Below are 22,363 nucleotides of genomic sequence, written 5' to 3'. Positions count from 1 at the left end.
ACCCTGCAGAACCTGCGCTAAAAAAACGCAATATGTAACTGCAGGGTTAAAAAAGCATCGTTTACACTTGTTCCGCATGTTCTTCCGTTGAAGAGGGGCGCAGCTCTCGCAGAGGATTGCCTCCGACAAAAGAGCCAGCCGCCACATTTTTGTGCACCACGGAGCCAGCAGCTATAACTGCCCAATCTCCAATGGTTACACCGGGAAGAATCGTTGTATTCGCGCCGATCAATACATTTTCACCGATCACCACTTCGCCCAGGCGATATTCCTTGATCAGATACTCATGCGCCAGAATCGTCGTGTTATAACCAATAATAGAATTCTCACCTACCGTTATTTTCTCCGGAAAAAACACATCCACCATTGCCATAAGACCAAAAGCCGTGTGTTTACCAACCTTCATCCCCAGCATCCGTCGATAGATCCAATTCTTTAACGGTAGAATCGGACAATAGCGGGCAATCTGAATAAAAATAAAGTTGCGGACACCCTTCCAAGGGCTGACCGTACGGTAAATATACCAAAGTGAGTTATGACCTTCTACTGGATAACGGGTTACGTTTCTCACGATTCATTCGTTCCTCGCTCCATAATTTCTATAATATCCTTCATGTTATGGATGATAAAGTCCGGATCATACTTGCGGAGCGTATCCTCGCCCTTCAAAGACCAAGATACTCCAGCAGCGTATACACCGGCAGCTTTGGCTGATTGAATATCAACTGCACTGTCACCTATCATTAAGGTTTTGCGAGGATCAACACCAAGGTTGTGGACCGCTGTCAGTACGGGCTCCGGATGTGGCTTTGGTTCAGTAACATCGTTCACAGTCACAATCGTATCCATGTACTTAAGTAAATCGAACCTTTCCAGGGTCTTGATCGTTGTTGGACGGATCTTAGTAGTTACAATCCCAAGTTTGATCCCACGACGCGAGAGCTCCTCAATGGTCTCCTTTACAAGCGGAAAGGAACGCACTAACTCATCATGATGCTCATTATTATAAGAACGATAGGACTTTTCTAACGTACCATTTACATCCTCTAGTCCAGAGAATACTCTCATCTGTTGCTGAAGGGTTGTTCCCATATGCGGAATTATCTCTTCTCTGGTCAGTGGAGCCAGACCATTGTCCTTCAGCGCGTACATAAATGAACTAATGATTAGCTCATTCGTATCGACAATCGTTCCATCCAGATCAAAAAGAACGCATTCTATCATAAGTTTTACTGCTCCTTCTTATCTCCATCCGCTGGCTGTCCTTGCTCAGGTTGTGTTCCTTGACGAGTTTTCTGCGGTGTATTTACTGCGCTTTCTGGCACTACAGTATCTGCTTGGATCGGTTTAGTACATACGATAGGGTCAGAATAATGTGCTTTAGGCTCTCCGGTTACTCTGCGAATAACGATCAGCAATATAGCTGCCACAATAATCAGTAGAGAAAGCAGCTGAGAAATACGAATATTACCATAGGCAGGATCCAGATATCCTTGTTCAAAACCTAACCATTCCATCGGACTCCATAAGCCGTTTATAAACGAAGCCAGTCCTGCACTTCCGTTAAAAGCTAAACTGTCAGTACGCACAGCCTCGATGAAGAACCGACCGATGGAATACCATATAAAGTAAGACATGAAGATTTCTCCAGCACGTACAAACTTCTGACGACGGAGAACCATCAATAACGCAATCCCTAGTAAGCTCCAAAGAGATTCATACAGGAAGGTCGGATGATGAAAAGCATCTCCTATGTACATTTGATTAACGATGAAGTCAGGTAAATGCAGTTTATCCCGTAAAAAAGATTCCTCAACTACGCTGCCGTATGCCTCTTGGTTGACAAAGTTTCCCCAGCGGCCAATCATTTGACCCGCCAGTAGTCCAGGTGCACAAATATCAACAATACGCCAGAAAGGGTAACCCTTATAACGGAAATAAATAATTCCGCAAATAATCGCTCCTATTAATGCGCCGTAAATGGCGATGCCGCCATTCCAGATCTTAAAGACGTCTATCAGATTATGCTTATAATCGTCCCATTTAAAAGCTACAAAATAAATCCGTGCCCCTATAATTGCCGAGGGTACACCCAGTAGCAGCATATCCATAAAGAATTCTTGCGGGATTCCGAACCGTTTGCCCTCGCGGATCGCAAGAAATAATCCCGCGAGTGCACCGACCCCTAGTATTAACCCGTACCAGTGTACAGGTAGTGATCCAATTGAGAATACAATAGGATCTATTGCTAATGGGAACATTGTCTCACACTCCTAATCGAGATCGTCCATATCCTCAGATATGGTCGCAGTTAACTTATTCGTAAACTGCAGGGCTGCATTAAAGCCCATTTGCTTCAGGCGATAGTTCATCGCAGCAACCTCAATAATAACGGCAAGGTTACGTCCTGGACGTACAGGAATGGTTACAAGTGGAACATCGGTATCAATAATCCGCGTTGTTTCCTCATCAAGTCCAAGCCGGTCATACTGCTTGTCTTGCTGCCAAGCCTCTAATCTAACGACAAGTGTAATCCGTTTATGATTACGGATAGCACCCGCACCAAAAAGTGTCATTACGTTAATGATACCTACTCCGCGAATTTCCAACAAGTGACGGATCAACTCAGGGGCTGTACCATGCAGCTGGTTATCTGAAGTCTGGCGGATTTCCACGGCATCATCAGCGATCAGTCTATGTCCACGTTTTACAAGTTCAAGGGCTGTCTCACTCTTACCAATACCACTACTACCAGTAATCAGCATACCTACACCATATACATCACAGAGTACACCATGAATCGTTGCTGTAGGGGCTAATCTCCCTTCTAAGAAGCTCGTCAAACGGCTGGAGAAAATAGTCGTAGCCATCGAGCTACGAAGCACAGGAAGTCCCTTTTCATTACTTATATCAATTAACTCCTGTGGCACATCCAAACTACGGGTAATTACGATACAAGGGGTATTGTCATTACAGATTCCACGAAGCCTACTTTTACGTTCAGCTTCAGGCAGCATGGAGAAGAATGCGAGTTCTGTCTTACCTAATAGTTGAACACGTTCTTCCGGATAATATTCGAAATAACCAGCAATCTCTAGTCCAGGGCGATTCAGGTCATCGACCGTAATAGGTCGTTTTAGACCTTCCTGGCCGGAAATAACCTCTAATTGAAAATGTTGTACCAATTCAGATACTTTTACTTTCTTAGCCATGTAAATTCGTCCTTTCGTCACCTGCGGTATATGTCCGCTTACTGCGTCCGGTTGACAGCGATCTCATTACAATTCCGGAGGTAATTCTCCTGCTATCTTAATTGATAACGCTTGTGAATGCAATCTTAACGCCTATCCATTACGACCCTAATTAAACAATAAAGCCACCCTTTCGGGTGGCTTTATCAAGAGAGAAAAGATCCTGCGATCTTATCCCAACAGAATGTTAACTTCGGATTCTTTATCGAAGAAGTGAACTTTGTTCATATCGATAGCCAGTTTTGGCTTGCTGCCTTCGCGAGTAGTGGAACGTCCATCTACACGAGCGATTACAGTAGATTTACCAAGGCCGCTCAAGTAAAGGAGCATTTCGTGACCAAGGTTTTCAGTTACATCAACCAATGAAGTAAAGATTGTGTTCGGGGAAGCTTCCAAGAATACTGGCTCTTCATGGATATCTTCTGGACGAACGCCCATAATTACTTCTTTGCCAATGTAGCCTTTGCTGCGGATGATTTGAGCTTTTCCGCCTGGTACTTCAACATCAAGGTTCTCAGCGCGGAAACGGATAGAACCGTTTGCTTCGGACAAAGTACCATTGATAAAGTTCATTGTAGGGGATCCGATAAATCCAGCTACGAACAGGTTAGTTGGTTCATTGTACAACTCTTCAGGGGAAGCAGCTTGTTGAATGATACCATCATACATAACTACGATACGGTCACCCATTGTCATAGCTTCTGTTTGGTCATGCGTTACGTAGATACAAGTGGTTTCAAGGCGTTTAACCAGTTTAGTGATTTCAGCGCGCATTTGACCACGAAGTTTAGCATCCAAGTTGGAAAGAGGCTCATCCATCAAGAAGACTTGTGGATCACGTACGATAGCGCGTCCCAAAGCGACACGTTGGCGTTGACCACCGGAAAGTGCTTTTGGTTTACGATCTAGCAAATGCTCGATATCGAGAATTCTAGCAGCTTCACGTACTTTCTTGTCGATTTCATCTTTCTTCACTTTACGAAGTTTCAAACCGAAAGCCATGTTTTGGTATACGCTCATATGCGGATACAGGGCGTAGGATTGGAATACCATCGCGATATCGCGGTCTTTAGGTGCAACGTCGTTGACTACACGATCGCCAATGTACATTTTACCTTCGGAGATTTCTTCCAGACCAGCGATCATACGCAAAGTTGTGGATTTACCGCAACCGGATGGTCCAACCAATACTAGAAATTCCTTATCTTTAATATCAAGATTGATATCCATTACTGTTGCTTTATCTGAACCCGGGTATTTTTTGAAAATATGCTCTAAACGTACGCCTGCCATTGTATTTCCCCCTCGAGTTAATTATTGATTAATTGAAAAATTCTTTTTTCCTTGTACATTTATATTACCCTAGACGGGACACGGTGGCTATTTGTAACGTTCACAAAAAACCTATTTCCTTTTCGTCACTTTATACAAAAGCATAGTAAGCTTCACAATAGCAGCGTCCCCAAAGCTACGCACATCGGCACCCGTCTCCTGTTTTATCTTGTCCAGACGGTATAAAAGCGTGTTGCGATGAATATATAACTTCTTGGCTGTTTCACTTACATTACAATCCATCTCAAAAAACGTCTCCAGGGTCATCAGCATCTCTTTATCCGATAATACGGAAGAATAGTCGCCAATCTGTCCAAGTAACTGTTTACGCCGTGCATCAGGAATGCTGTTAACCAAACGTTCCAAATGCAGCTCCCAAGGTAAATGAATATATTCACCCACTTGGAAAATACGTCCGAGTACAATAGTCTCCCTCAGCAAGGCCACGGATCCCGTCAATCCCTTAACAGGAACGATAGCCGGAGCTACAGCCAAATGGAATACACCTACCCATTCGCTAGCTATCAGTTCGTGCAAGCCCATACTGGTCTGAGCCAGAATTTCATCTACACTCTCTTCTTCCTCATCCTTATCATCTCCGCCCGTGAGTAGTTCCTTCCGGGCCAATATTAACCATTCTTTTTCTTGAAGAGGTATAAGCAGAATTTCATTCTCAAAATAGCTGCGCAGCAGCTTCATTAAGGAACGATAAGTGATCTGCGGGCTATGTGCATTCTCACTGCTAAGTAGGAATGGAACCATATCTCCGAATAAACGTCCCTTTAGAGCCATCTCATCGGGTATCTCAGAGTCATTTTTCTCTTGCTCCAGTTCGGTGTTCAACCAGGTACCCAGCTGCCGAGCCTCCGCTTCCCCTTCTTCTCTAACCCCAGTAGCTTTTAGTGCAATTGCAAAGTTTCGAACTGCATAATTCACTAATTGTATTTCCAAAGAGTTAAGTCCATCCAATTCCACCCAGACAGCGGTTACACGTCCATCAGTCTCATATAATGGTGCCCAAAGATGACCTTCATGGATTACCGGCTGTTCTTGTGCTTCCAATCCCAGGCTAAAAAGAGAAGCTGAATGTTGCCTCCCTAACTGCTTGATTCCGGTTTTCTTTCCGGTGAGCTGCTCTAACTTTTTTCGCAATGTTTCGCTATCCATAGTCACCATACTCCACCACTTTTGCTCTTTTCGCCTATTTTAGCATATTCTCTAATATTATGTTAATCACTACAGCAGCGCGCTACTATAATACGACATAAAAACACAAAAAAAGCCACCACCCTAAGGTGATGACTTTCTGTTTGGGATGAGCCATGAAGGACTCGAACCTTCGACACCCTGATTAAAAGTCAGGTGCTCTACCAACTGAGCTAATGGCTCATAAATGGTGGGGGATGATGGATTCGAACCACCGAACACGTACGTGAGCAGATTTACAGTCTGATGCGTTTGGCCACTTCGCTAATCCCCCAAAAAAGGTGGCTCGGGACGGAATCGAACCGCCGACACGAGGATTTTCAGTCCTCTGCTCTACCGACTGAGCTACCGAGCCATAAGATTACATGACAATTAAGCGGAAAAGTCTTACACTTCCCACTCATTTTGTGGAAAAAATGGCGGAACCGACGGGATTCGAACCCGCGGTCTCCTGCGTGACAGGCAGGCATGTTAGGCCAACTACACCACGGTTCCGCATTAATTAAAAATGGTGCCGGCGAGAGGACTTGAACCCCCAACCTACTGATTACAAGTCAGTTGCTCTACCAGTTGAGCTACACCGGCACGGTGTAAAAGCAATTCTAAAAGATGAAAATGGTGGAGGCTGAGGGGATCGAACCCCCGACCCTCTGCTTGTAAGGCAGATGCTCTCCCAGCTGAGCTAAGCCTCCAGGTATTATGGTAGCGGCGAAGGGGATCGAACCCCCGACCTCACGGGTATGAACCGTACGCTCTAGCCAGCTGAGCTACACCGCCACAATAATTAGTATTGCTATGGATTGAAAATGGCGGAGAGAGTGGGATTCGAACCCACGCACCGCTTACGCAGTCTAACCCCTTAGCAGAGGGTCCCCTTATAGCCACTTGGGTATCTCTCCAAACGATATCAGTACCACAGCAATCCAAACAGGAATTTGACTCCCTGAAAACTGAATCCGAAACGAATCTGCATTCTACGTATAGGATAAGCCCTCGACCGATTAGTATTGGTCAGCTCCATGCATTGCTGCACTTCCACCTCCAACCTATCTACCTCGTCGTCTTCAAGGGGTCTTACTAATTGGGAAATCTCATCTTGAGGGGGGCTTCACGCTTAGATGCTTTCAGCGCTTATCCCGTCCGTACGTAGCTACCCAGCCATGCTCCTGGCGGAACAACTGGTGCACCAGCGGTACGTCCATCCCGGTCCTCTCGTACTAAGGACAGCTCCTCTCAAATTTCCTGCGCCCACGACAGATAGGGACCGAACTGTCTCACGACGTTCTGAACCCAGCTCGCGTACCGCTTTAATGGGCGAACAGCCCAACCCTTGGGACCTACTTCAGCCCCAGGATGCGATGAGCCGACATCGAGGTGCCAAACCTCCCCGTCGATGTGGACTCTTGGGGGAGATAAGCCTGTTATCCCCAGGGTAGCTTTTATCCGTTGAGCGATGGCCCTTCCATGCGGTACCACCGGATCACTAAGTCCGACTTTCGTCCCTGCTCGACTTGTAGGTCTCGCAGTCAAGCTCCCTTATGCCTTTGCACTCTGCGAATGATTTCCAACCATTCTGAGGGAACCTTGGAACGCCTCCGTTACTCTTTAGGAGGCGACCGCCCCAGTCAAACTGCCCGCCTGACACGGTCCCCGTACCCGGTAAGGGTACTAGGTTAGAACCTAGATACGATCAGGGTGGTATCCCAACGGCGCCTCCACCGAAGCTTGCGCTCCGATTTCTACGGCTCCCACCTATCCTGTACAGATCGTACCCAAATTCAATATCAAGCTGCAGTAAAGCTCCATGGGGTCTTTCCGTCTTGTCGCGGGTAACCTGCATCTTCACAGGTATTAAAATTTCACCGGATCTCTCGTTGAGACAGCGCCCAAGTCGTTACGCCATTCGTGCGGGTCAGAATTTACCTGACAAGGAATTTCGCTACCTTAGGACCGTTATAGTTACGGCCGCCGTTTACTGGGGCTTCGGTTCATAGCTTCGGGTTACCCCTAACCACTCCCCTTAACCTTCCAGCACCGGGCAGGCGTCAGCCCGTATACTTCGCCTTGCGGCTTCGCACAGACCTGTGTTTTTGCTAAACAGTCGCTTGGGCCTTTTCACTGCGGCCCCCTCGTGCTATTCACACTACCGGGGCACCCCTTCTCCCGAAGTTACGGGGTCATTTTGCCGAGTTCCTTAACGAGAGTTCTTCCGCGCGCCTTAGAATTCTCTTCTCGCCTACCTGTGTCGGTTTGCGGTACGGGCACCTTCTCCTGGCTAGAGGCTTTTCTTGGCAGTGTGAGATCATGACCTTCGCTACTACAATTTTCGCTCCCCATCACAGCCCAGCCTTAATGATGTGCGGATTTGCCTACACATCAGCCTCACTGCTTAGACGGACATCCATCAGTCCGCGTCACTACCCTCCTGCGTCACCCCATCGCTCATAGCGGATTACGGTGGTACAGTAATTTCAAACTGTTGTCCTTCGACTACGCCTTTCGGCCTCGCCTTAGGTCCCGACTTACCCTGAGCGGACGAGCCTTCCTCAGGAAACCTTGGGCTTTCGGCGGATCAGATTCTCACTGATCTTTTCGTTACTCATACCGGCATTCTCACTTGTGTAGTGTCCAGCGCTCTTTTCAGTACACCTTCAACCCCTACACAACGCTCCCCTACCCCAGATACATAGTATCTAGCCATAGCTTCGGTGGTGTGTTTAGCCCCGTTACATTTTCGGCGCAGAGTCACTCGACCAGTGAGCTATTACGCACTCTTTCAATGGTGGCTGCTTCTAAGCCAACATCCTGGTTGTCTGTGCAACTCCACATCCTTTCCCACTTAACACACACTTGGGGACCTTAGCTGATGGTCTGGGCTGTTTCCCTTTTGACAATGGATCTTAGCACTCACTGTCTGACTCCCGGCAATAAGTATATGGCATTCGGAGTTTGACTGAGCTTGGTAATCCTTGCGGACCCCGCACCCAATCAGTGCTCTACCTCCACTACTCTTATACCGAGGCTAGCCCTAAAGCTATTTCGGGGAGAACCAGCTATCTCCGAGTTCGATTGGAATTTCTCCGCTACCCCCACCTCATCCCCGCACTTTTCAACGTACGTGGGTTCGGGCCTCCAGTGCGTGTTACCGCACCTTCACCCTGGACAGGGGTAGATCACACGGTTTCGGGTCTACGTCCACATACTAATTCGCCCTATTCAGACTCGCTTTCGCTGCGGCTCCACCTTCTCGGCTTAACCTTGCATGTTAAACGTAACTCGCCGGTTCATTCTACAAAAGGCACGCCATCACCCATTAATAGGGCTCTGACTTTTTGTAAGCACACGGTTTCAGGTTCTATTTCACTCCCCTTCCGGGGTGCTTTTCACCTTTCCCTCACGGTACTGTTTCACTATCGGTCGCCAGGTAGTATTTAGCCTTAGCAGATGGTCCTGCTGGATTCATACGGGGTTTCACGTGCCCCGCACTACTCGGGATCCGTCTCGGAGAGAACACAGTTTAGGTTACAGGGCTTTTACCTCTATCGCGGGCCTTTCCAGACCTCTTCGCCTACCATATTCCTTTGTAACTCCATGTGAGACGTCCCACAACCCCTAAGAGCAAGCTCTTAGGTTTAGGCTGTTCCGCGTTCGCTCGCCGCTACTGACGGAATCACTATTGTTTTCTCTTCCTCAGGGTACTTAGATGTTTCAGTTCCCCTGGTCTGCCTCTACATTTCCTATGTATTCAGAAATGAGTAACTGCGAATTACCACAGCTGGGTTTCCCCATTCGGACACCCCCGGATCAAAGCTTGCTTACAGCTCCCCGAGGCAGTTTCGTTGTTCGCCACGTCCTTCGTCGGCTCCTGGCGCCTAGGCATCCTCCGTGTGCTCTTATTAGCTTAACCTTGATTCTTCCGAAGAAAAATCTCACTAATAACATTTACTTGTTTGCACAAGTTGCTAAAAGATGTTCTAAAACGCAAATTCGTTTCGGTATCCAGTTTTCAAGGATCAAGTTAAAAAAGTTATTCATTTAAAAATTTATGGTGGAGCCAAGCGGGATCGAACCGCTGACCTCCTGCTTGCAAGGCAGGCGCTCTCCCAGCTGAGCTATGGCCCCATAAAATTACTCTATAATGTTATATGGTGGGCCTTGGTGGACTCGAACCACCGACCTCACCCTTATCAGAGGTGCGCTCTAACCAACTGAGCTAAAAGCCCATATAACATATATAACATTGTGAATCAACCAATGAATTGGTTGTCCGCTTGGCAACGTCCTACTCTCCCAGGACCCTTCGGTCCAAGTACCATCGGCGCTGGAGGGCTTAACGGTCGTGTTCGGGATGGGTACGTGTGGAACCCCTCCGCTATCGCCACCAAACGCATACGAAAGAGACTTGCTCTTTCAAAACTGAACACGAGTGAGTGTTCGAACCCGAGGGTTCTATCGTGGAAGCTTAGCTTCCGATTTGAATGTTCTCATCGCAGAGAACGATTCTCCATAGAAAGGAGGTGATCCAGCCGCACCTTCCGATACGGCTACCTTGTTACGACTTCACCCCAATCATCTACCCCACCTTCGGCGGCTGGCTCCCTTGCGGGTTACCCCACCGACTTCGGGTGTTGTAAACTCTCGTGGTGTGACGGGCGGTGTGTACAAGACCCGGGAACGTATTCACCGCGGCATGCTGATCCGCGATTACTAGCAATTCCGACTTCATGCAGGCGAGTTGCAGCCTGCAATCCGAACTGAGACCGGCTTTGATGGGATTGGCTCCACCTCGCGGCTTCGCTTCCCGTTGTACCGGCCATTGTAGTACGTGTGTAGCCCAGGTCATAAGGGGCATGATGATTTGACGTCATCCCCACCTTCCTCCGGTTTGTCACCGGCAGTCACTCTAGAGTGCCCAACATTACTTGCTGGCAACTAAAGTTAAGGGTTGCGCTCGTTGCGGGACTTAACCCAACATCTCACGACACGAGCTGACGACAACCATGCACCACCTGTCTCCTCTGTCCCGAAGGCCGCTGCTATCTCTAGCAGATTCAGAGGGATGTCAAGACCTGGTAAGGTTCTTCGCGTTGCTTCGAATTAAACCACATACTCCACTGCTTGTGCGGGTCCCCGTCAATTCCTTTGAGTTTCAGTCTTGCGACCGTACTCCCCAGGCGGAGTGCTTACTGTGTTAACTTCGGCACCAAGGGTATCGAAACCCCTAACACCTAGCACTCATCGTTTACGGCGTGGACTACCAGGGTATCTAATCCTGTTTGCTCCCCACGCTTTCGCGCCTCAGCGTCAGTTACAGCCCAGAAAGTCGCCTTCGCCACTGGTGTTCCTCCACATATCTACGCATTTCACCGCTACACGTGGAATTCCACTTTCCTCTTCTGTACTCAAGCCACCCAGTTTCCAGTGCGACCTCAGGTTGAGCCCAAGGTTTAAACACCAGACTTAAATAGCCGCCTGCGCGCGCTTTACGCCCAATAATTCCGGACAACGCTTGCCCCCTACGTATTACCGCGGCTGCTGGCACGTAGTTAGCCGGGGCTTTCTTCTCAGGTACCGTCACTCCGGTAACAGTTACTCTACCGGACGTTCTTCCCTGGCAACAGAGCTTTACGATCCGAAAACCTTCATCACTCACGCGGCGTTGCTCCGTCAGGCTTTCGCCCATTGCGGAAGATTCCCTACTGCTGCCTCCCGTAGGAGTCTGGGCCGTGTCTCAGTCCCAGTGTGGCCGTTCACCCTCTCAGGTCGGCTACGCATCGTCGCCTTGGTGGGCCGTTACCCCACCAACTAGCTAATGCGCCGCAGGCCCATCCCTCAGTGACAGATTGCTCCGTCTTTCATTCTTCTCTCAGGAGAAAAAAGAAATTATCCGGTATTAGCTACCGTTTCCGGTAGTTATCCCAGTCTGAAGGGCAGGTTGCCTACGTGTTACTCACCCGTCCGCCGCTAAGTCATTTTGAAAGCAAGCTTTCAAAATGACTCCGCTCGACTTGCATGTATTAGGCACGCCGCCAGCGTTCGTCCTGAGCCAGGATCAAACTCTCCAATTAGTATTGAAAAGAGCGATATGCTCATTTTGAAACATCTGACGAGAAAATTAATTCTCTAATTTGGATTTCACTTACGTGATTTCCCACTCACTCGTTGTTCAGTTTTCAAAGATCAATGTCTCATCTTTCGTCGTCGTTGCTTGTCAGCAGCGACCTTTATAATATATCACAGCGCCTTTGTTTTCGTCAAGCATTTTTTTAATTTCTTTTTTTGCTTGACCATTTCAGCAAGTTGTTAATCAACAGCTTGTCCAAACGGGCGAGACTTAATGTATCATATTTTTCAAAGCCACGTCAAGCATTAAAATAAAATTATTCTTAATCCGAGTAACATCACCACGCCAGGAAGCCCAAGAACCGTTACTGCGCCTATAGTTGCAGGGTTCAAAGGGATATACACCTGCGTGAGCAAACCTGAGAAGTTCACTACATATATCCCGAGTGCAGCCAATACCAAATGAACCCCAAATAAACTTAGCCACCCAAAACCCAGCTTTTTTCTAAATACAACTAAACCTAATAGGATAACGGATAATATCAATACGCCCATAGCTATCATTCTAAGCATGTAGATCCCCCTTATACATTTATTTATAAGCCCTTATATTTGACTGCTGTTCAACCCCAAGCTTTTTGCATGTTTGAGATGTATCTGATATTTACGTTCTGCAGCCTCCAAAATATATATCGCGTAATCTATCTGATCCTGTCCCAACGCCTCGTCGAACATCAAGTACGCCCTCTCCCACTCTGAATGCGCCTTACGGACCTCTAAGAGGGTTTCCCATCCCTCACTTTCCTTTTCGCCTTGTTCCTTATCCACTCCCCACCACAGTTCTCTCCACCATCCCATTTCAATTCCTCCTCAGAATAATTTTGATGCAAAATACACATCTCGTTATTCTCATTCATATCGGGATAGGGACAAACTTAGAACAAAAAAAAGGAAACCCGAGGGCTTCCTTTTTGAAAAATACCACTATAGAGCTGCTAGAATAGCTCGCGACGGCCTTCCAATGCTTTGGACAAAGTAACTTCATCAGCGTATTCAAGATCGCCACCTACAGGCAAGCCATGAGCTATCCTGGTGATTTTAATCTCAAACGGCCGAACAAGACGAGAAATGTACATCGCCGTTGCTTCTCCCTCAATGTTGGGGTTAGTCGCCATTATAAGCTCACTTACTCTCTCATCACTCAGACGGGTCAATAATTCTTTCAGGCGAATATCATCAGGGCCGATACCTTCCATAGGTGAAATAGCACCCTGAAGAACATGGTAATATCCATTAAACTCCTTGGTTCGTTCTATAGCCACCAAATCCTTAGAGTCTTGAATCACACATATCACTGAAGGATCTCTAGTTTTGTCCTGACATATCTTACATGGGTCCGTATCCGTAATATTACAGCAGACCGAGCAATAGTGAAGATTGCGTTTGACGCTTACTAGCGCTTTTGCAAAATCAATGACTTCATCCTCTTTCATGTTAAGCACATGAAAAGCTAACCGGGCGGCTGTCTTCGGTCCAATCCCGGGCAAACGCGTAAAAGCATCGATCAGCTTAGCTAGCGGTTCGGGATAATACAAATTAATAATTCTCCTTTAGACTGAAGTGGAGTGGGCTATTAGAACAAGCCTGGGATCTTCATTCCACCAGTGAATTTACCCATGTCATTGTTAGCAAGCTCTTCAGCTTGAGTCAATGCATCATTTACAGCAGTGATTACAAGATCTTGCAGCATTTCAACATCTTCCGGATCAACGGCTTCCGGTTTAATTTGAATAGACAGCAATTTTTTGTGGCCGTTTACTTGAACAGTAACTACGCCGCCACCTGATGAACCCTCAATAACCTTGCCTCCGAGTTCCTCTTGAGCTTTAAGCATTTGCTCCTGCATTTTCTTAACTTGCTTCATCATTTGGTTCATATTATTCATACATCGTCTCTCCTTTGGAATGCGCAATTAGCGCTAGTATGTTTATATTACTCTTTTATGACAACAAGGTCTTCTCCAAAAAGCTGGATAGCCTCATCAATCCAAGGTTCAGGTTTAGCTTCTGCAGTATCGTGTTCATGCTCCAGCTGCAGTTCTTCTTTGCCAGTCTGTCCCACAGACTTCTGGGCAGCTTCATTCCAGTCACGAAGCATCATGGTTACAAGTCTATAAGGTTTGCCTAGACGCGCTGCAAGCACACTCTCAATAACCTGTCTGTTTGCCGGCTTCTCAGTAGTATCGCGGTGAATCGTGTTCTTGAATGCAACAAGTACCGCATCCTCCATAATCGATACTGGCTCACCGTCTACAAACCATGCATGAACCGTTACCTTTTCCTCTTTTACTCCTTGCAGGACAAGGCTCCACTGTTTATAGATAGCTGCAAAATCGGGACTATCCTTACCAGCAATAAACCTATCTACGTTAGGAGGCATTTTGGAGGCTGAAGAAACCCGCGGTGTTGGAACCGCGTGCGATTTCGGTGCAGGAGAACCATCACGCCCTCCTCCGGAAATACCACCGGATTGCATTGCCTGTTCCAGCTTCTTCTCCAGTGCTGCGATCTGTCTTTTGAGAAGATCCAGTTCACCAGAGTCAATGCTCGAATTATTCGCGCTTACTCCGGCATTTGTTTCACCTAACGGAGCAAATGCGGCACTCTGACTTACCTCTTGCTGCAAGCTGCAAAGCTTCATCAGCGCCACTTCAAACAGTGTCTGAGGATGTGTTGCGTATTTCATTTCACCTAGGTATTTATTGATTGTATCTACAATCTGAAATAGACGCTCCCGAGAAAATGCGGTGGCCATATCTTTAAATTCAGCAGGATTCAGCACCCGCTCTGTTAATTGATCGGCCTCGGGTACCATCTTAATCATCAATAAATCACGGAAATAATACATGAGATTCTCTAGGCATTTATCTGCACTTTTACCTTCATGCATAAGCTGCTCAACGAGCTCCAGAAGAAGACCCATATCACCTTCTAATATGGCAGTGGCAAGACGTGCAAATTGCTCGGAGGGAATTCCCCCTGTCATTCCTAACACTTGCTCGTACGTAACATTACCATCTGTAAAGGATGAAATCTGATCCAGCAAGCTCAATGCATCACGCATACCACCATCAGATAGACGGGCAATATACTGCAATGCGTTGTTATCCGCTGTAATCCCTTCCTTCTCACAAATAGCAGTCAGATGGGCGGTCTGTTCTTCTAACGCCACTCTACGGAAGTCAAAACGCTGACAACGGGAAATTATTGTCGCCGGCAATTTGTGAGGTTCCGTTGTCGCAAGAATAAACATCGCATGTGACGGCGGTTCCTCCAAAGTCTTTAATAGAGCATTAAAAGCTTCTGTCGTCAGCATATGCACTTCATCAATGATATACACTTTACGGCGCACCTCGGTAGGTGCATACTTCACCTTCTCACGCAGATCACGGATCTCCTCTACGCCCCGGTTTGATGCCGCATCTATTTCCTGCACATCCATTACATTACCCGCAGCGATTCGCAGGCAGGATGGACATTCGTTACAAGGTTCCGGACCTGGCCCACGTTCACAGTTAACCGCTTTAGCTAAGACTTTAGCAGCACTTGTCTTACCAGTTCCCCGCGGACCGCTGAACAGATAGGCATGCGAAACCCGCTGTTCACGAATTGCGTTCTGCAGCGTTTGGATAATGTGCTGTTGTCCAACCATGTCTTGAAACGACTGCGGCCGCCAAGCACGGTACAGCGCGATATGTTCCACTATGCATTACCCTCTCTTAAGCTGCCGCTTTCCCGGCATTTGTCGCAAATTTATTATACTATATTCATCGGCTATTGACCAAAAACAAAAAGCATCTTTGCTTGTGGCAAAGATGCTATGATAAACAGAATTATAAACCGTGCACCTGTTATTGATGGCTACGATCCAAGCGGCAACCCTACATGACTGCTCGAGTTAGGCCACCCTCCGGCACAAGAGTAATCTTACTTATGGCTGCTTCCTTCCGGACCTGACCAGGTTCATAAGCACTCATTGCGGAGGACCCAACTGTCAACACAGCCCGTAGGAACCAAGGCCTCACATCGATAGCACCTCTAACAGGAATTCAACCTCGCTACAGCGGATTGCGAGTTACAGGGCACCGCTACCTCCCCGTCTAGCACGGCGAAGATAAGTATAGCTCACGCTCGGACAAAAATCAACTCCAAGACATAAAATGAGCCCCTCAGCTATACAACTGGGGGCTCAATCTAACCGTTAAGCCGCAAAGCGACTGTTCAAATTAGATACCATATTTCTTCTTAAATTTATCAACGCGACCGCCGGCATCCAAGAACTTCTGCTTGCCAGTGAAGAACGGATGGCAGTTGGAGCAAATTTCGACACGAAGCTCTTGTTTAACAGAGCCAGCTTCGAAAGTGTTGCCACATGCGCAGGTTACCTTAGTTACATTATACTTTGGTTGAATTGCTTCTTGCATTTTGAATTTCACCTCTCATGCCCTAAGCCTCATGCGGACCCAGAGTTATATGATTACACTGTGGTATTTTAGCACGAAATATCAAATTGGGCAATATGTTTCATTTTTACATTTTAGCTGCTTAAATATTGATTCCCCGCCGCTTAGCCCGCGCCATATCTGCTGGTGGCACATGTGTATAAGAGCCTATAACTACATCCGGCAGTTCATCGCGGAAAATATCAAGCATCGTCTTCATCCCAAGGATTTCACCCTGGGCAGGAGGAATCAACTCTAAATAACTCTCCGGGTCAATGTTTAGATTGCGCATCTGAATAAGCTTAAGATCAGTACGTCTTACAAACTCCAGCATCGCTTCAATCTCTTCTTCGCGATCAGTCACTCCAGGGAAGATCAGATAATTGATCGATGTGTAAACCCCCTGCGAAGCAGCGTATTTCAAAGATTTTTCTACATTGGCCAATGTATAACCGCGTGGTTTGTAATAAGCATTATAATGGTCATCAAGGGCACTGATTGTGCTGACACGCATCAAATCGAGCCCAGCATCAACGATTCCTCGCATATGATCGCTTAATCCCGCATTGGTGTTGATATTGATATAGCCCATATCAGTAATCGAGCGCACTTCACGAATAGCTTCTATAATAAGTTTTGCCTGCGTGGAAGGTTCCCCTTCACAGCCTTGTCCAAAGCTGATAATCGATTCAGGCGTCTTTAAATGCTCCAACATAACTTGTGAAATTTCGTTGACCGTAGGCCGGAAATTCATCCGAGTCTGCGGAGATACAAAGCCGCTATCATCAGGTTGCTCAGAAATACAACCAAAACATCCAGCATTACATGAATAAGAGACGGGTACACCGCCCTCCCAACGCCCTAAAAAGGTATTGGAGGAAGTCAGGCATTCATAGCCAAGCGCACAGTTAGAAAGATGCTCATAGAGGCGGTTATCAGGATATTTGGCTGTCATCTCACCAACACTGACTTCAAGATCTTCTTTGTCACAATTAAGTGGATTCCATTTCTCTGGATTATCGGTAGGGTCTGCCGCAACATAGAACCCGCCATCCTTCCACACTACAGCCGAATACCCAAACAGAGGAAGCTTATAAGACTTATCTGTCTTCACATAACCAGGAAGACATAGACGAGTGTAGCCTTGCGGCAGCAGCGCTCCGACAGCCTGCGAACCTTCCGGCAAAGACATCATTTCACCCGTCTCAGGATTCATACCCACAGCACGTGTACTAGGCAAGCCCACGAGCGTAGCACCTTCTGGTAATGGAATTAATTCTTCCTCCAGCATTTCAACAATCATATCCCCACTACGGGCTAGCCCGTACAGTTCAGGATGATCATATACGTTTCCTTGCCCGTCGGCATATACCAAATACATGTTAGTCTCCTCTTATTATCAATTCTCAAGTTGTAGGCACTGAAGGTGTCTTCGCCCGCGTGGTACGACGAGCAGCTGTACCGCTGTTGGAGGTGCCCCCGTTACTTGCAGTCCCGTTTGGTGTTGTTTTTGCCCCAGCAACGTCAAAGGATGCCAAGAACTCAGCATTAGTCTTCGTATCACGCAGCTTTTTGATGAATCCCTCCACAAAATCGTAGGATTCGTTCATATTTTTGCGAATCGCCCAAATCGTATCCAGTTCTTCTTTGCTCAAGAGCACTTCTTCGCGACGTGTACCTGAACGACGAATATCGATAGCTGGGAATATCCGGCGTTCCGCCAATTTGCGGTCCAAATGAAGCTCCATATTACCGGTACCCTTAAATTCTTCATATATAATATCATCCATACGCGAGCCAGTATCTATTAATGCTGTTGCCAAAATAGTTAATGAGCCGCCTTCTTCCACATTCCGTGCAGAACCAAAAAACCGCTTCGGCCGGTGAAAAGCCGCCGGGTCAATCCCCCCGCTAAGTGTACGTCCAGATGGTGGAACCACCAGATTATAAGCACGCGCCAGACGCGTAATGCTATCCAAAAGAATAACTACATCCTTCTTGTGCTCAACTAAACGAAGTGCCCTTTGCAACACAAGCTCAGCCACTTTAATATGATTCTCTGGAAGCTCATCAAACGTCGATGCAACCACTTCGCCTTTTACAGAACGCTGCATATCGGTTACTTCTTCAGGACGTTCATCAATCAGCAATACAAAGAGCTCAATCTCAGGATTATTAGTGGAAATACTATTGGCAATTTCTTTTAAGAGGAGCGTTTTTCCTGCTTTTGGAGGTGCTACAATCAAACCCCGCTGCCCCAAACCTACAGGAGCGAGCAAATCCATTATTCGGGTAGACAAATGAGTAGGGGATGTTTCAAGCGGTAGCTTGTCTTGCGGATAAAGTGGTGTTAATGCTGGAAAATGAAGACGCTCCGCTGCACTAGCAGGGTTCTCGCCATTAACGGCATTGACTTGAAGCAGGCCAAAATATCGTTCATTTTCTTTTGGTGTCCGACATTTACCAGACACAAGATCTCCGCTTCTGAGATCAAACTTACGAATTTGTGAAGCTGAGATGTAAATATCTTCAGCACTGGGCAAATAGTTAATCGGCCTAAGAAATCCATAGCCCTCAGGCAAAATTTCTAGTACGCCTTCCATAAACATGAGACCGCTCTGCTCTGCCTGTGCCCGAAGGATCGCAAAGATCAGTTCCCGTTTCTTCAGCTGTCCGTAATAAGGAATCTGGTATTTCTTGGCCAGCTTATATAACTCGGTCAGCTTCATTTCTTCCAGATCGGAAATTTGAAGATCCATGTAATAACCACCTATTCAATTTTTAAATGAGTTCTTCCTAGTCTATCTACTAGGCAAAAATATGATTCTATTAAAATGCTCATTAGGTTAGTATTACCCCAAATGGAAGGAAATATGCGGTTTGGCCGCAAATTAATACTCCTTCCAAGCGGGATATCCTAATATTATTCATTCTCACGCCAAACATGAGCACCAAGTTGCCGAAGATTGCTCACTAAATTATCATAACCACGATCAATATACTCTACGCCGGTCACTTCAGTAATACCATCTTCTACTGTTAACCCGGCAATGACAAGGGCTGCACCCGCACGCAGATCAGCTGCCTTTACTTTAGCAGCATTAAGTTTACTGCCCTCAATAATTGCAGATCGGCCTTCAACACGAATCTTGGCGCCCATTCTTACCAACTCTGGCACATGCTTGAAGCGGTTGCTGTAGACGAAATCGCTAAGCACACTAACCCCTTCTGCCTGTGTCAGCATACTTGTCATAGGAGATTGTAAATCTGTAGGAAATCCAGGATAGGTCAGTGCTTTAACATCTGCATGTTCATAATTAGCTCTACCTATAACTCGGATACTTTCATCAAGCTCTTCAATATCCACACCCATCTCTAAAAGCTTGGCTGTTAAGGCTTCCAAGTGCTTAGGAATAACATTATCTATCAACACATTACCGCGCGTAGCCGCAGCGGCAATCATATAAGTTCCTGCTTGAATCCGATCGGGAATAATGGAATGACGGCAACCGTGCATTTCCGAGACCCCTTCGATCCGGATGGTTTCTGTACCAGCGCCTTTAATAACAGCGCCCATAGAGTTCAATAGGGTAGCTACATCTATAATCTCAGGCTCTTTAGCCGCATTTTCAATAATTGTAGAGCCTTTGGCTCGTGAAGCCGCCAGCATGATGTTTATAGTGGCACCTACGCTTGATACGTCCAGATAAATCTTCGCACCGCGTAGCTCTTTTGCATATAAATGGATAGAACCATGTTCGTTGGTAACTGTTGCTCCCAAAGCCTCGAATCCCTTGATATGTTGATCAATTGGACGAGGTTCAAAATTACAGCCACCAGGAAGACCTATTGTCGCTTCTTTGAATCTTCCAAGCAGAGCTCCCATCATATAATACGAAGCTCTAAGTTTCTTAACCGGCCCATTGGGCATTGGAATAGATACAATACGTGAAGGGTCAATTCTCATCTGATTGCCTGACCAGGATACATTAGCGCCAAGCTCTTGCAAGATTTCGGAGTAAACGGCTACATCACTAAGGGACGGTAAATTATCCAGAACAACTTCAGATTCGGCCAAAATTGCCGCAGGAATAAGCGCGATGGCACTATTCTTTGCTCCACTGATGGTTACAACGCCCTCTAGCGGACGTCCACCGCCAATCATTAATTTTTCCATAGATTTATCAATTTCCCCCTACGTGTATTGCAGCTGGGTGGGCAATACGTGCTGTGGACTTTTAGTGATGAAAATGGAAAGACACCGGCTAAGCGGTGTGCTTTCCTCATCAAACTATTCAACTGGACAGAGTAATAGCCCTATCCTTTAACAAATTGCTTGTCCACCTGAGGCGGAAGCTACAATGATTAGGCTTTGTTGTTGGATCCAAATTCGCGAATTTTACCAATAACGGTTTCTTTGATTGCATCGCGACCTGGTGCGATGAATGTACGTGGATCGTAAGCATCAGGTTTAGCAGCTAGAACTTCGCGAACCACTTTTGCGAACACGATTTGGTTCTCAGTGTTCACGTTGATTTTGGAAGTACCCAGGGAGATGGCTTTCTTGATGTCATGTTCAGGAATACCTGTACCACCATGAAGAACCATTGGGATGTTAGTAGCGTCACGGATTTCTTCCATTTCTTTGAATCCGAGGTTAGGCTCGCCATGGTAAGGTCCATGAACGGAACCAAGTGCAGGAGCCAGGGTGTCGATACCTGTTTCTTTCACAATACGTACGCACTCATCAAGCTTAGCATACATGATGCCGCCGATAACGTCGTCTTCTTGTCCACCAACAGTACCTACTTCAGCTTCTACAGAAACGCCTTTAGCGTGAGCATATTCAACGACTTTTTTAGTCATATCGATGTTCTCATCGATTGGGTGATGGGAACCGTCGATCATTACGGATGTAAATCCAGCATCAATTGCTGCTTTACATTTATCAAAGCTAGATCCATGGTCAAGGTGGATAGCTACAGGAACAGTGATATTCATGTCAATAATTAGACCTTCAACCATTTTAACAACAGTAGTGAAGCCGCCCATGTGGCGTGCTGCGCCTTCAGATACACCAAGGATTACTGGTGATTTTTCTTGTTCAGCGGCACCAAGAATAGCTTGAGTCCACTCCAAGTTGTTAATGTTGTACTGACCTACTGCATATTTTCCTTCAAGTGCTTTGTTCAACATGTCTGTCATAGATACTAATGGCATGGTTTCATCCTCCTAAGAATGTTGGTTGGCTATGTTTTTAAACCGACATCACATACAGGCTTATTATAGCACATCCTGTGTCAAATACTAAATAGGGTAAACAAAAAAATGTCCCGGTGGGACGATTTTTATCCAGCCCATATAACAATTACACTCATCCTCTTCGGAGTCACCACGCGAAATAGGACCGATACAGAAATCACCGTTCTAACTGCATTGATCCACAGACTTGTTATGAAGATGCATGTTTACCGCTACGCGCATTTCGTCTATGTCGAACGGCTTTGTAAAATGCATTAACGCCCCTAGCTTGGTCGCCTCCTTAATCATGTCCAGTTCACCATAGGCCGTCATCATAATGACCTTAATGGACGGATTGATCTCCTTTAGATGCTTCAGAATCTCGAGTCCATCCATTCCCGGTATTTTCATATCGAGTAAGACCAAATCGGGTGACTCGCTGCGAACAATGTCTAATGCCAATTTTCCGTTAGCCGCTTGAAATGTTGTATATCCCTCACTATTGAACACTTCCATAAGAAGAATCCGGATCCCATTCTGATCATCGACAATTAATACTTTCTTCTTTTCCATACGATACCCTCCCAGAAATTAAGGCAGATTGACTATACCGCGCTCTCCACAGCGACCGGCCCCTTTAGAAACTACTCCATACGAAACCTATTATTCGTGCTTTACTGTCCAAATCCTGCTAATTGGATAAAATGGGTAAATAAAGAGTCTAAAATGAAATAAATGTCAGTTACAATATTTCTATTAAAGGGTAATA

Annotated in this window: 17 protein-coding genes, 10 tRNA genes, 3 rRNA genes and 1 other RNA gene; all 31 read right to left on the bottom strand. The window is 46.4% G+C overall.

Annotation, left to right across the window (positions count from 1 at the left end):
• Positions 1-61 precede the first annotated feature (61 nt).
• Positions 62-571, bottom strand: a complete 510-nt coding sequence (locus NST94_RS00755; protein ID WP_170914218.1) for an acyltransferase — start codon at positions 569-571, stop codon at positions 62-64.
• Positions 568-1,224: a pyrophosphatase PpaX gene (ppaX, locus tag NST94_RS00750; RefSeq protein WP_076126829.1), complete on the bottom strand. Its 657-nt coding sequence runs from the start codon at positions 1,222-1,224 to the stop codon at positions 568-570. The genes NST94_RS00755 and ppaX overlap by 4 nt, the downstream gene beginning before the upstream one ends.
• Before the next feature lie 5 nt (positions 1,225-1,229).
• Positions 1,230-2,261: a prolipoprotein diacylglyceryl transferase gene (gene lgt / locus NST94_RS00745; protein ID WP_076126827.1), complete on the bottom strand. Its 1,032-nt coding sequence runs from the start codon at positions 2,259-2,261 to the stop codon at positions 1,230-1,232.
• A 12-nt stretch (positions 2,262-2,273) separates the two neighbouring features.
• Positions 2,274-3,212 carry an HPr(Ser) kinase/phosphatase gene (hprK, locus tag NST94_RS00740; RefSeq protein WP_036687047.1) on the bottom strand — a complete coding sequence of 313 codons (939 nt, stop codon included), beginning with the start codon at positions 3,210-3,212 and terminating at the stop codon, positions 2,274-2,276.
• A gap of 210 nt (positions 3,213-3,422) precedes the next feature.
• The gene (ugpC, locus tag NST94_RS00735) at positions 3,423-4,544 is read right to left on the bottom strand and encodes a sn-glycerol-3-phosphate ABC transporter ATP-binding protein UgpC (protein WP_076126826.1); all 1,122 of its coding nucleotides are present in this window, start codon (positions 4,542-4,544) and stop codon (positions 3,423-3,425) included.
• A gap of 111 nt (positions 4,545-4,655) precedes the next feature.
• The gene (locus NST94_RS00730) at positions 4,656-5,750 is read right to left on the bottom strand and encodes a helix-turn-helix domain-containing protein (RefSeq protein ID WP_036687042.1); all 1,095 of its coding nucleotides are present in this window, start codon (positions 5,748-5,750) and stop codon (positions 4,656-4,658) included.
• 149 nt (positions 5,751-5,899) lie between these two features.
• Positions 5,900-5,972: transfer RNA gene (locus NST94_RS00725), tRNA-Lys, on the bottom strand.
• A 5-nt stretch (positions 5,973-5,977) separates the two neighbouring features.
• Positions 5,978-6,063 (bottom strand) — tRNA-Tyr (locus NST94_RS00720).
• An 8-nt stretch (positions 6,064-6,071) separates the two neighbouring features.
• Positions 6,072-6,144 (bottom strand) — tRNA-Phe (locus NST94_RS00715).
• A 62-nt stretch (positions 6,145-6,206) separates the two neighbouring features.
• Positions 6,207-6,284 (bottom strand) — tRNA-Asp (locus NST94_RS00710).
• Between the two features lie 14 nt (positions 6,285-6,298).
• Positions 6,299-6,374 (bottom strand) — tRNA-Thr (locus NST94_RS00705).
• 31 nt (positions 6,375-6,405) lie between these two features.
• Positions 6,406-6,481, bottom strand: a tRNA-Val gene (locus tag NST94_RS00700).
• A gap of 8 nt (positions 6,482-6,489) precedes the next feature.
• Positions 6,490-6,566 (bottom strand) — tRNA-Met (locus tag NST94_RS00695).
• Positions 6,567-6,596: 30 nt separating this feature from the next.
• A tRNA-Ser gene (locus NST94_RS00690) sits at positions 6,597-6,688 on the bottom strand.
• An 82-nt stretch (positions 6,689-6,770) separates the two neighbouring features.
• Positions 6,771-9,696 (bottom strand): 23S ribosomal RNA (locus NST94_RS00685).
• A gap of 139 nt (positions 9,697-9,835) precedes the next feature.
• Positions 9,836-9,911, bottom strand: a tRNA-Ala gene (locus NST94_RS00680).
• Positions 9,912-9,935: 24 nt separating this feature from the next.
• Positions 9,936-10,012, bottom strand: a tRNA-Ile gene (locus NST94_RS00675).
• Between the two features lie 46 nt (positions 10,013-10,058).
• A 5S ribosomal RNA gene (gene rrf / locus NST94_RS00670) occupies positions 10,059-10,175 on the bottom strand.
• Positions 10,176-10,299: 124 nt separating this feature from the next.
• A 16S ribosomal RNA gene (locus NST94_RS00665) occupies positions 10,300-11,857 on the bottom strand.
• The 16S, 23S and 5S rRNA genes sit together here with 10 tRNA genes alongside, the layout of an rRNA operon.
• Before the next feature lie 301 nt (positions 11,858-12,158).
• Positions 12,159-12,425 carry a pro-sigmaK processing inhibitor BofA family protein gene (locus NST94_RS00660; RefSeq protein ID WP_038568084.1) on the bottom strand — a complete coding sequence of 89 codons (267 nt, stop codon included), beginning with the start codon at positions 12,423-12,425 and terminating at the stop codon, positions 12,159-12,161.
• Positions 12,426-12,458: 33 nt separating this feature from the next.
• Positions 12,459-12,710: a DUF2508 family protein gene (locus tag NST94_RS00655; RefSeq protein WP_076187197.1), complete on the bottom strand. Its 252-nt coding sequence runs from the start codon at positions 12,708-12,710 to the stop codon at positions 12,459-12,461.
• A 137-nt stretch (positions 12,711-12,847) separates the two neighbouring features.
• The gene (gene recR / locus NST94_RS00650; protein WP_036679922.1) at positions 12,848-13,447 is read right to left on the bottom strand and encodes a recombination mediator RecR; all 600 of its coding nucleotides are present in this window, start codon (positions 13,445-13,447) and stop codon (positions 12,848-12,850) included.
• 38 nt (positions 13,448-13,485) lie between these two features.
• On the bottom strand, positions 13,486-13,797 hold the full coding sequence (locus NST94_RS00645) for a YbaB/EbfC family nucleoid-associated protein (protein WP_036679924.1): 312 nt from the start codon (positions 13,795-13,797) through the stop codon (positions 13,486-13,488).
• A gap of 47 nt (positions 13,798-13,844) precedes the next feature.
• Positions 13,845-15,614 carry a DNA polymerase III subunit gamma/tau gene (gene dnaX, locus NST94_RS00640; protein WP_076280419.1) on the bottom strand — a complete coding sequence of 590 codons (1,770 nt, stop codon included), beginning with the start codon at positions 15,612-15,614 and terminating at the stop codon, positions 13,845-13,847.
• A 137-nt stretch (positions 15,615-15,751) separates the two neighbouring features.
• Positions 15,752-16,020, bottom strand: an RNA gene (gene ffs / locus NST94_RS00635) — signal recognition particle sRNA large type.
• 117 nt (positions 16,021-16,137) lie between these two features.
• Positions 16,138-16,335: a 50S ribosomal protein L31 gene (gene rpmE, locus NST94_RS00630; protein ID WP_036679927.1), complete on the bottom strand. Its 198-nt coding sequence runs from the start codon at positions 16,333-16,335 to the stop codon at positions 16,138-16,140.
• Between the two features lie 121 nt (positions 16,336-16,456).
• Positions 16,457-17,734 carry a radical SAM protein gene (locus NST94_RS00625; protein ID WP_038568079.1) on the bottom strand — a complete coding sequence of 426 codons (1,278 nt, stop codon included), beginning with the start codon at positions 17,732-17,734 and terminating at the stop codon, positions 16,457-16,459.
• A gap of 25 nt (positions 17,735-17,759) precedes the next feature.
• Positions 17,760-19,112 carry a transcription termination factor Rho gene (gene rho, locus NST94_RS00620; RefSeq protein ID WP_036679930.1) on the bottom strand — a complete coding sequence of 451 codons (1,353 nt, stop codon included), beginning with the start codon at positions 19,110-19,112 and terminating at the stop codon, positions 17,760-17,762.
• Between the two features lie 164 nt (positions 19,113-19,276).
• Positions 19,277-20,530, bottom strand: a complete 1,254-nt coding sequence (locus tag NST94_RS00615) for a UDP-N-acetylglucosamine 1-carboxyvinyltransferase (protein ID WP_036679932.1) — start codon at positions 20,528-20,530, stop codon at positions 19,277-19,279.
• 188 nt (positions 20,531-20,718) lie between these two features.
• A complete protein-coding gene (fba, locus tag NST94_RS00610; protein ID WP_036679934.1) occupies positions 20,719-21,573 on the bottom strand; it encodes a class II fructose-1,6-bisphosphate aldolase in 855 nt (284 codons plus the stop codon).
• Positions 21,574-21,780: 207 nt separating this feature from the next.
• Positions 21,781-22,167: a response regulator gene (locus NST94_RS00605; RefSeq protein ID WP_036679935.1), complete on the bottom strand. Its 387-nt coding sequence runs from the start codon at positions 22,165-22,167 to the stop codon at positions 21,781-21,783.
• Positions 22,168-22,363 lie beyond the last annotated feature (196 nt).

The sequence above is a fragment of the Paenibacillus sp. FSL H8-0282 genome (genome assembly GCF_037963825.1).
GTDB lineage: Bacteria > Bacillota > Bacilli > Paenibacillales > Paenibacillaceae > Paenibacillus_AQ > Paenibacillus_AQ odorifer.
Note: the sequence above shows the minus strand (reverse complement) of the source record. Positions and strands in the feature narration are given on the sequence as shown.

What these genes read in the sequence shown, in the direction of transcription:
- ppaX (WP_076126829.1), bottom strand. Translation starts at nt 1,224, where the DNA reads ATGATAGAATGCGTTCTTTTTGATCTGGATGGAACGATTGTCGATACG.
- lgt (WP_076126827.1), bottom strand. Translation starts at nt 2,261, where the DNA reads ATGTTCCCATTAGCAATAGATCCTATTGTATTCTCAATTGGATCACTA.
- hprK (WP_036687047.1), bottom strand. Translation starts at nt 3,212, where the DNA reads ATGGCTAAGAAAGTAAAAGTATCTGAATTGGTACAACATTTTCAATTA.
- ugpC (WP_076126826.1), bottom strand. Translation starts at nt 4,544, where the DNA reads ATGGCAGGCGTACGTTTAGAGCATATTTTCAAAAAATACCCGGGTTCA.
- NST94_RS00730 (WP_036687042.1), bottom strand. Translation starts at nt 5,750, where the DNA reads ATGGATAGCGAAACATTGCGAAAAAAGTTAGAGCAGCTCACCGGAAAG.
- NST94_RS00660 (WP_038568084.1), bottom strand. Translation starts at nt 12,425, where the DNA reads ATGCTTAGAATGATAGCTATGGGCGTATTGATATTATCCGTTATCCTA.
- NST94_RS00655 (WP_076187197.1), bottom strand. Translation starts at nt 12,710, where the DNA reads ATGGGATGGTGGAGAGAACTGTGGTGGGGAGTGGATAAGGAACAAGGC.
- NST94_RS00645 (WP_036679924.1), bottom strand. Translation starts at nt 13,797, where the DNA reads ATGAATAATATGAACCAAATGATGAAGCAAGTTAAGAAAATGCAGGAG.
- rpmE (WP_036679927.1), bottom strand. Translation starts at nt 16,335, where the DNA reads ATGCAAGAAGCAATTCAACCAAAGTATAATGTAACTAAGGTAACCTGC.
- NST94_RS00625 (WP_038568079.1), bottom strand. Translation starts at nt 17,734, where the DNA reads ATGTATTTGGTATATGCCGACGGGCAAGGAAACGTATATGATCATCCT.
- rho (WP_036679930.1), bottom strand. Translation starts at nt 19,112, where the DNA reads ATGGATCTTCAAATTTCCGATCTGGAAGAAATGAAGCTGACCGAGTTA.
- NST94_RS00615 (WP_036679932.1), bottom strand. Translation starts at nt 20,530, where the DNA reads ATGGAAAAATTAATGATTGGCGGTGGACGTCCGCTAGAGGGCGTTGTA.
- fba (WP_036679934.1), bottom strand. Translation starts at nt 21,573, where the DNA reads ATGCCATTAGTATCTATGACAGACATGTTGAACAAAGCACTTGAAGGA.
- NST94_RS00605 (WP_036679935.1), bottom strand. Translation starts at nt 22,167, where the DNA reads ATGGAAAAGAAGAAAGTATTAATTGTCGATGATCAGAATGGGATCCGG.